The sequence below is a fragment of the Frankia canadensis genome, from assembly GCF_900197875.1.
GTDB lineage: Bacteria > Actinomycetota > Actinomycetes > Frankiales > Frankiaceae > Frankia > Frankia canadensis.
The window spans coordinates 1-7,826 of sequence record NZ_FZMO01000184.1; the positions used below are offsets into that span (position 1 = coordinate 1).

Sequence of the window (7,826 nt, forward strand, 5' to 3'; positions counted from 1 at the left end):
GGGGCGGGGGTGACGGCCTACGTCCGGGTCGGCGCACAGACGCGGACGTTCGCGCTGGCGGCGGAGGGCGGTCCGCCGGCGCGGGCCGCAGTGGTGCTGACGGCGGGTGCCGCGACCGGGGACGAGATCTCGCTGGCCGCCGCGCGGCTGCCGGGAGAGGTCGTCGTCGGGCTGAGCGTGCCCACCGCCGACGGGCCCGCTCGCTGGGAGGAACGGATCCCGATCGCCCGGCGCGCCGCCACCGGCGAGCTGACGCTGCTCACGCCCGGGCTCGGCTGGCGCTGGCTGCCGTCGCGGGCCCGCGAGGGCTGGCTGCCAGCACCGGTCCGGCCGACTCTCACGACCACCGTCACCCCGGCCGGCGCCGCCGCGCCCCGCGCCTGATCCCCTCACCGTCGAACAGCCGAGGCCCCTTGGCGCACGGCCACATGCATGACAGGATGCACGTGCATAAGCACTGGCGAGTGGAGGTGAGGGTGTTGGTCCCCAGGAGACGTGCCCCGAACGGGCCGGTGCGCCGGCCCCCCTTATCGGCCGACCTGACCGTGGTGGTGCTCACGCACGCCACCACCATCGTCGCCCGCGCGACACTGCTCTCCGTCACCATGATCACGATCTGTGTGGGTGTCGGTGGCGTGCCGGCCGTCGTCGCCGCGCTGGTGCCCACGGTGATGGCACCGCTCACGCTCGCGCTACCTGCGGCGATCCGCGATGTCCAGCGCCGCGGGGACGGGGCGGGCGGCGGCGGGCGGCGCGGCGCGGTCCGCTGCGGACGCTGTGGGGATCCCCCGAGCCCGCGACCCTCGGACGGGTCCCGGCCGATTCCCGGCTGAGCCCGCGGGCCGGCTGTCCTGCCCGTACGCCGCCTACGGTTGATCGTCGTGCGGGTCCCCTGTGCGGCGTTGGCCGCGATCGTCGTCTCCGCCGGGTTGCTGACCGGCTGCACCGCTCCCGCCGGCGGCGCGCTCGGCCTCGGCGGCACCACCGTCAGTCCCACGGCGGGCAGCGCCACCCCTGCCAGCTCCGCCTTGGGCGTGGCCACCACCGCCAGATCCTCGGCGGGTGTCGCCACCACCGTCAGCGCCCCCGCGGGCGGTACCACCGCGGGCAGCGGGAGCGGCGCCCCGGGCAGCGGTGATGCGTCCGACGGCGGTGGCGTGCTGCCGGTGGCGGCGGCCAGTCCGTCCGGTGCGGCGTGCGGGGGACGGGTGCGCAGTGTCGCCGACGTCGAGCGCCTCATCGCCGAGCCGGTGGGCTGCCCGGGGTCGGTGAACACGTTCTGGCGCGGGGAACTCGGCGCGGCCTGGACACCGCCGCGGATCATCCCATATCACAACGGTCAGGTTCCGGACGACGCCTGCGGCCGGCAGGTCGGCGATCCCACCGCGTTCGCCGACAACGCGCTGTACTGCACCCTCGACGACACCGTCGCCTACAGCATCGAGTTCCTCGACGAGCTGGCCGGCATCGGCGGCCCGTCCTACCCGCTGTTCGTGCTCATGCACGAGCTGGCCCACCGCGGCGACCGCCTGCACGGCACCCTGGGCGCGGTCAGCCGTGCCGAGGAGAACCAGGCCGACTGCTTCGCCGGGCGGCAGGCCGCCGCCGCGGACCGCGCCGGGCGCATCGACGTCTCCGACGCGCTGGGCGGCTCGATGCTGTTCTTCAGCCTCGGCGACACCCGCGGCGGCTGGTTCGACCAGGAACCCTCCACCGCGCCCGACGCCCACGGCACCCCGGTGCAGCGCGCCCAGGCGTTCGCGCTGGGCTACCTGCGCGACAGCGCCACCTGCCAGCGCATCGGCCGCTCACCCACCGGCCAGGTGTCCGCCTGAGCCAGGTCGCCCGCACCCCCACCCGTCGTCACTTTCCGTTACAGATCGTGCGGCGGGCGGGGGGAGCCCGTGTCTACCGTGAGTCATGACCACCTTCAGGGCTACGTCTGATCGGGTCGAGGCGCCGGGCGGGGTCGGACGCACCGCCGTCGGCATGGCGTGGATCCGGGCGCGGGAGAGCGCACGCCCCGACCGGCTCTTCGACGATCCCTACGCCCAGGCGTTCGTCGACGCGGCCGGGGGCGGGTCCGAGCGGATGCTGGGGCTGGGCCCGGCGGGGACCGCCCCCACCGGGTTCACCGATCTGGTGTCCTCGCACGGAGTGCTGCGCACCCGCTTCTTCGACGACTACGTCACCGGCGCGGCCGCGGGCGGGCACCGTCAGATCGTCCTGCTCGCCGCGGGCCTCGACTCCCGCGCCCAGCGGCTGGACTGGCCGGCCGGCACCCGCCTGTTCGAGGTGGACCTGCCGGCGATGCTGGCCTTCAAACAGGCGGTGCTCGACCGCCGCCGGGCCCGGGCGCGCTGCGAGCGCGTCGCCGTCCCCGCCGACCTCGCCGGCGACTGGACGACGGCCCTGGCAGGCGCGGGCTTCGCCCCCGACCGGGCGACCGCCTGGCTCGCCGAGGGCCTGCTGCCCTACCTGGACGACGCGCAGGCCGACCGGCTGCTCACCACGGTCACCGGCTGGTCCGCGCCGGGCAGCCGGCTCGGCTTCGAGTACCGCACCGGCGACGACGCGTGGCTGCTCGACGAGCTGCGCCACCATCCCGAGCTGGCGGAGTTCGCCGCGCTGATCCACGGCGGCCTCGCGGAGCCGGCGCAGAGCTGGCTGCCCCGCCACGGCTGGCGCATCACCCGGGACCGGCTGCGCACCGACCTCGCCGCCGAGGCCGGCCGGCCCTCGGCGCTCCCCATGGCCGACGGCTTCCTCGTCGCCGGCCGGGAGGGCGCCGCCCGCGAGGAGGGCGCCCGCGCCTGAACCGCCCGCGCCCGCGCCGAGCGTGGGCTGCCGGGACGGCCGCGGCCGCCGCCCGGACGCCTCGGGGGAGGGCATCCGGGACGGCGGCCGCGGGTCGATCGGCGCGTCCGGTCCGGTCAGGGGCTCTGGAAACCGGCCCTGGTCAGGACGGCCTGCCCGGCGGGACCGGTGACGTAGGCGACCCACGCGGTGGCGCCGACGGTGTTCCTGCCGCCCTTGAGCGTGGCGATCGGGTAGTCGTTGATGGCCTTCGCCGACTCGGGGAACTCCACGCCCTCGACCTTGTCGCCGGCCGCCAGGGCGTCCGTGCGGTACACCAGCGCGGCGTCGACCTCACCGAGGGTCACCTTCGCCAGGGCGGACTTGACGTCCTGCTCCAGCGTGACGGGCGTGAGGTTCACCCCCGCCGCGGCCAGCGCCTTCTTCGCCGCCGCCCCACAGGGCACCGCGTCCGCGCACAGCGCGACCTTCACCCCGGGCCTGACCAGGTCGGGCAGGTCCCTGATGCCCTTCGGGTCGCCCCCCGGCACCGCGATGACGAGCTGGTTGCGGACGAAGACCTTCGGCGCCGAGGAGTTCTGCCCGGCGTCGGTGACCGTCTTCATCGTCGCGGGGCTCGCCGCGGCGAACACGTCCGCCGGCGCCCCGGAGGTGATCTGCTGGGCGAGCGCCGAGCTGCCCGCGAAGGAGAACTTCACCGTCGAGCCGGGGTTCGCCGTCTCGAACTGCTTGCCGAGCGTCGTGAACGTCCCGGTCAGTGACGCCGCGGCGAACACGGTGACCGTGCCGGTCACGCCGCGCCCGGCGCTGGCGCTCGCCGCGCTCGGCGTGGCACTGGCGGCGGCGTCGCTCCCGCTGCTGCCGTCGCTGCCACAGCCGGCGACCAGCAGTCCGGCGCTGGCCACGACCGCCAGCGCGGTCCTCATCCTGCGAAATCTCACGTGTGCCCGTTCCTCCGCCCATGACCGGCCGCCGGCGCCGTCCCGGGCGCGGCCGACCGCATCGTCCGACAATGCGCGTACGTTCGTTACTGACTGTGTTGGGCGTTCGGACCGTGCGAGGTGACACGACGGCGGGTGGACCCGACGTCCTCACACGGTGGACGGCGACGCCGTCGTCGCCCCCGATCACCGGCCCGGCCCTCGATGCTCCGGCGGCCGGCGCCCCCACCCGCATCCACGGGCGGCCGTATCGCAAGGCGCCGCAGATGCGGGACTGTCTGCATGATAGTTCCGCGCCCGCGTTTCGGTCATGTCAGATGTATGTGACGCCGCCGTGACCGGGAGGACGTCACGTGGCCACGCCAGGTGGACGCGGCGCGCCGTGCCGCGACGGCGACCGGCGTCGATCGCGCTAGGTGTTCGCGCGGTTGTGCGCCGTGTGAGAGTGCCGCTGGGTGGCGGAGGGGTGACGCCCCTGCGGTGGCGGCGCCGGTCGGTCCGGCGTCAGGAAGGGGTGTGCGCGGCGACGAACGTGCGCACGCCGGCGTCCACCGCGCGGCGGACCTCGGCCGGCGCCGCGTCGCGGGTGTCGTTCTCGGTGAGGTCCGGCATCTCGGCCGTGACCAGCGCGAGAAACTGGCGGGCGGCGAGCGTCGGGTCCGGCACCCGCAGCCGCCCGGCGTTGCCGAGCATCGCCAGCCGCCCGGCGAGCGCCTCCAGGATCGGGTCGCTGGCCGTCGCCCGCACCAGGCGGTAGATCTCCGGGTCGCGGGTGGACTCCGCGGCGATGTGCCGGCGGAGGAATCGTGCGCAGCTGTCCTGCTGGCAGGTCACCAGCCGCAGGCCAAGTGCGTGCAGGCTGTCCCGCCAGCCCTCGGCGGTCAGGTCGAGGCGCCCGATCGCCGCCAGCGCGTCGCCGTTCTGCTCGACCGCGGAGTCGGCCAGCGACTCGCGGAACAGCCCGTCCTTGCCGCCGAAGTAGGTGTAGATCGTCGGCTTGGACACCCCGGCCGCGGCGGCGATCGCCTCGACGCTGGCCCGCTCGTACCCCAGCGTGCCGAAGATCGGCGCCGCCGCGTCGAGGATCGCCCGCCGCTTGTCGACCTGCCGCTGCCGGACCGCCACCGACCCACCTCCCGCCGCCTCCCGATCACTATACCGGCCCCCTGTTAAATCTTTACTACACGGTTTAGTATCCGTCCATGGACGTAAAGACGATGGTGGACGGAGACGGGCCCACAGGCCGCTGCGACGCGACGGCGACCGTCGCCGCCGGCGACACCGCGCGTGGGGCCGGGCCCGAGGCGCGGACGGAACCTGGGCCGGGCACGCACTCCGCCCCCGAGACGCACTCCGCCCCCGACGCGCACTCCGCCCCCGACGCGCGCTCCGGTCCGGGGGTACGGCCCGGTCCCGGGGTGCGGACCGGGCCGGCACTGGTCGCGCTCGCCGCCGCGGCGCTGGTCGCGGTGCTCGACGGCACCGTGGTCGCGGTCGCCCTCGGCGCCCTGTCCGGGGAGCTGCACGCGCCGCTGACGACCGTCGTCTGGGTGATGATCGCCTACCTGCTGGCCGCCGCCGCGACGCTGCCGCTGCTCGGTTGGGCGACGGCCCGCTTCGGTGGGCGGGCGGTGTTCCTCACCGGGCTCGGCCTGTTCCTCGCCGGGTCCCTGCTGTGCGCGCTGTCGGGCTCGGCGGCGCAGCTGATCGGCGCCCGGGTGGTCCAGGGCGCGGGCGGCGGGCTGCTCGAACCGTCCGCGATGGCACTCGCCGCCAGGCTCGGCGGGGCGCGGACGATGGGACGGGTGCTCGGCGTCATGTCCACCGTGGTCAACGTGGCGCCGGCCGCGGGCCCGCTCGTCGGCACGCTGCTGCTGCGCACCGGCCACTGGCAGTGGCTCTTCCTCGTCAACCTGCCGCTGGGCGTGCTCGTCCTGGCCGGCGCCCTCGCGTTCGTCCCCGCCGCCCGCCCGGACCCGGCGGCGCCGCGGCCCCGCGCCGACGTGCGCGGCCTGGGCCTGCTCGTCGCCGGGTACGTCGGCGTGCTGTTCGCCGTCAACCGCGCGGGGGAGCGCGGTGACGGCGGCTGGCCGGTCGTCGTCGGCGCCGCCGGGGCCGGCCTGCTGCTGCTCGCCGGCTACGGGTGGCACGCGCTGCGTCGCGGGCCGACCCCGGCCGGCCCGCCGGCGCTCGACCTGCGGCTGCTGCGCCGCCGTGGCGTGGGGGTGAGCATCGCGGTGATGAGCCTCGTCGGCCTCGTCATGTACTCGCTGACGACCGCGCTGCCGGTGTTCGTCGCCTCGCATCACGACCGTCATGGCCTCGCGCAGGGCCTGCTGGTCAGCGCGATGGGGCTCGGACTACTGGTGTCGATGTCCACCGGCGGGCGGCTCAGCGACCGCGTCGGCGCCCGGCCGCTGGTGCGCGGGGGAGCCGTCGGCACCGCCGCGGCGCTGGCCGTGTTCGCCGCGACGGCCGACCGGCTGCCTCTCGGCGCCGGCTTCGCGCTGTTCGTCGCCGTCGGGCTGGCCTTCGGCCTGACCGCGTCGCCCACCGTCGCCGGCCTGTTCCGCACGCTGGCCCCCGCCGAGCAGGCACAGGGGACGACGGCGCTGTTCATGGCCATCCAGTTCGCCGGCTCCCTCGGCGTCGCCCTGCTGGCCCTGGTCCGCCAGCGGGCCGGCGCCGACTGGCCGGCGCTCGAGTTCGGCCTGCTCGCCGCCGCCGCGGCCCTGCTCGGCCTGCTCGCCACCCGGCTGCCCGGCCGTCCCTAGCCAGCGCCGCGCGTCGTGATCGTCACGGCCTGTCGTCGCGTGGCGGGTCGTGGCAGCGTGCTGTCGAGGCCACATCGCCGTCACATCCGGTGGACCCTACGATCGCAGCCATGCGGGTGCTGGTCGTCGAGGACGAGGAGCGCACCGCCGCGCTGCTGCGCCGCGGCCTCGTCGAGGAGGGCTACGCCGTCGACGTCGCCCGCAACGGCGTCGACGCGGTGTGGTCGGCCACCGAGGTCGACTACGACGCGATCGTGCTCGACCTGATGCTGCCCGGTGTCGACGGGTTCGAGGTCTGCCGGCGGCTGCGGGCCCGCGGCCGCTGGGCGCCGGTGCTCATGCTGACCGCCCGCGTCGACGTCACCGACCGCATCCGTGGGCTGGACGCCGGCGCCGACGACTACCTGCCCAAGCCGTTCAGCTTCGGCGAGCTCACCGCCCGGCTGCGCGCCCTGGTCCGCCGCGGTGGGGTGCGGCGGCCCGTCGTGCTGCGCGCCGGGCCGGTCGAACTGGACCCCGCCGCGCACCGGGTGCGCCGCGCCGGCGAGCCGGTGGAGCTGTCCGCGAAGGAGTTCGCCCTGCTCCACCTGCTGCTGCGCCACCCTGACGAGGTGCTGACCCGCACCTTCGTCACCGACCACGTCTGGGACGACGCGTTCGACGCCACCTCCAACATCGTCGACCAGTACGTCCGCTACCTGCGTCGCAAGATCGACACGCCGGGGGAGGAGTCGCTCATCGAGACCGTCCGCGGCGTGGGCTACCGCCTGCGCGTGCCGGACGGACCGGGCCTGCCGGGCGCATCGGGCCTGGCGGGATCACCGGGCACTTCGGGGGCGCCGGGCGTGACGACCGGCGGCGGGGGCTAGCTCGACGTGGCGCGTGGACACCGGCCGGCATCGCGGGCGTGGGCGGTGCCGCTGGCGGTGTCGCGGGCATGGCCGGTGTCGCGGATGCGGGCGGCGGTGCGCAGGCGGGTGCGGCCGACGGTGCGGGTGCGGCTGACCCTGTTGTTCACCGTCGGGACGGTGCTGGTGCTGGTGCTGGCCGGCTCGCTGTTCTACCTGCTCCTGCGGGCGAACCTGCGCGACTCCGTCGACTCCGAGCTGCGCACCCGCGCCGACGTCCTCACCGCCCGCCTCGACGACCGCTTCGCCACCGGTGGCGCCGGCACCAACGGCGCCGGCACCGGCGGCTCAGGTAGCGCCGGCACCGACGGCGGTGGCGGCGGTGAGCAGGTGCCGGGCGGCGGGCCCGGGGATGGCGCGGCGCAGGCGGGCGGGCTGCTCGCGGG

Annotated in this window: 7 protein-coding genes and 2 pseudogenes; 7 read left to right on the forward strand and 2 right to left on the reverse strand. The window is 75.8% G+C overall.

Annotated features, from left to right (window positions below; genetic code table 11):
* The 4 genes and pseudogenes from C1A33_RS34970 to C1A33_RS15910 form a co-directional block, all read left to right on the forward strand.
* A pseudogene (locus C1A33_RS34970) lies at positions 1–384 on the forward strand (hypothetical protein); the annotation flags it as partial.
* Positions 385–545: 161 nt separating this feature from the next.
* On the forward strand, positions 546–833 hold the full coding sequence (locus C1A33_RS15900; RefSeq protein WP_101832274.1) for a hypothetical protein: 288 nt from the start codon (positions 546–548) through the stop codon (positions 831–833).
* Positions 834–881: 48 nt separating this feature from the next.
* Positions 882–1,835, forward strand: a complete 954-nt coding sequence (locus tag C1A33_RS15905) for a neutral zinc metallopeptidase (protein ID WP_341477228.1) — start codon at positions 882–884, stop codon at positions 1,833–1,835.
* A gap of 85 nt (positions 1,836–1,920) precedes the next feature.
* Entirely contained in the window at positions 1,921–2,817 is an 897-nt protein-coding gene (locus C1A33_RS15910) for an SAM-dependent methyltransferase (RefSeq protein ID WP_101832275.1), read from the forward strand.
* Positions 2,818–2,933: 116 nt separating this feature from the next.
* Here the strand turns inward: C1A33_RS15910 and modA are convergent, their stop codons facing one another.
* Positions 2,934–3,743, reverse strand: a complete 810-nt coding sequence (gene modA / locus C1A33_RS15915) for a molybdate ABC transporter substrate-binding protein (RefSeq protein WP_101832276.1) — start codon at positions 3,741–3,743, stop codon at positions 2,934–2,936.
* Positions 3,744–4,262: 519 nt separating this feature from the next.
* A complete protein-coding gene (locus tag C1A33_RS15920) occupies positions 4,263–4,883 on the reverse strand; it encodes a TetR/AcrR family transcriptional regulator (RefSeq protein WP_101832277.1) in 621 nt (206 codons plus the stop codon).
* 77 nt (positions 4,884–4,960) lie between these two features.
* Here C1A33_RS15920 and C1A33_RS15925 point away from each other — a divergent pair, with 77 nt between their 5' ends.
* From C1A33_RS15925 to C1A33_RS36635, 3 genes and pseudogenes are all read left to right on the forward strand, one after another.
* Positions 4,961–6,532, forward strand: a complete 1,572-nt coding sequence (locus C1A33_RS15925) for an MFS transporter (protein WP_243407605.1) — start codon at positions 4,961–4,963, stop codon at positions 6,530–6,532.
* A 110-nt stretch (positions 6,533–6,642) separates the two neighbouring features.
* A complete protein-coding gene (locus tag C1A33_RS15930) occupies positions 6,643–7,401 on the forward strand; it encodes a response regulator transcription factor (RefSeq protein WP_101832279.1) in 759 nt (252 codons plus the stop codon).
* Between the two features lie 45 nt (positions 7,402–7,446).
* Positions 7,447–7,826 (forward strand): annotated as a pseudogene (locus C1A33_RS36635) (hypothetical protein); the annotation flags it as partial.

Excerpts from the sequence above, each read along its gene's own strand:
- C1A33_RS15925 (WP_243407605.1), top strand. The coding sequence starts at position 4,961 with ATGGACGTAAAGACGATGGTGGACGGAGACGGGCCCACAGGCCGCTGC.
- modA (WP_101832276.1), bottom strand. The coding sequence starts at position 3,743 with ATGAGGACCGCGCTGGCGGTCGTGGCCAGCGCCGGACTGCTGGTCGCC.
- C1A33_RS15930 (WP_101832279.1), top strand. The coding sequence starts at position 6,643 with ATGCGGGTGCTGGTCGTCGAGGACGAGGAGCGCACCGCCGCGCTGCTG.
- C1A33_RS15910 (WP_101832275.1), top strand. The coding sequence starts at position 1,921 with ATGACCACCTTCAGGGCTACGTCTGATCGGGTCGAGGCGCCGGGCGGG.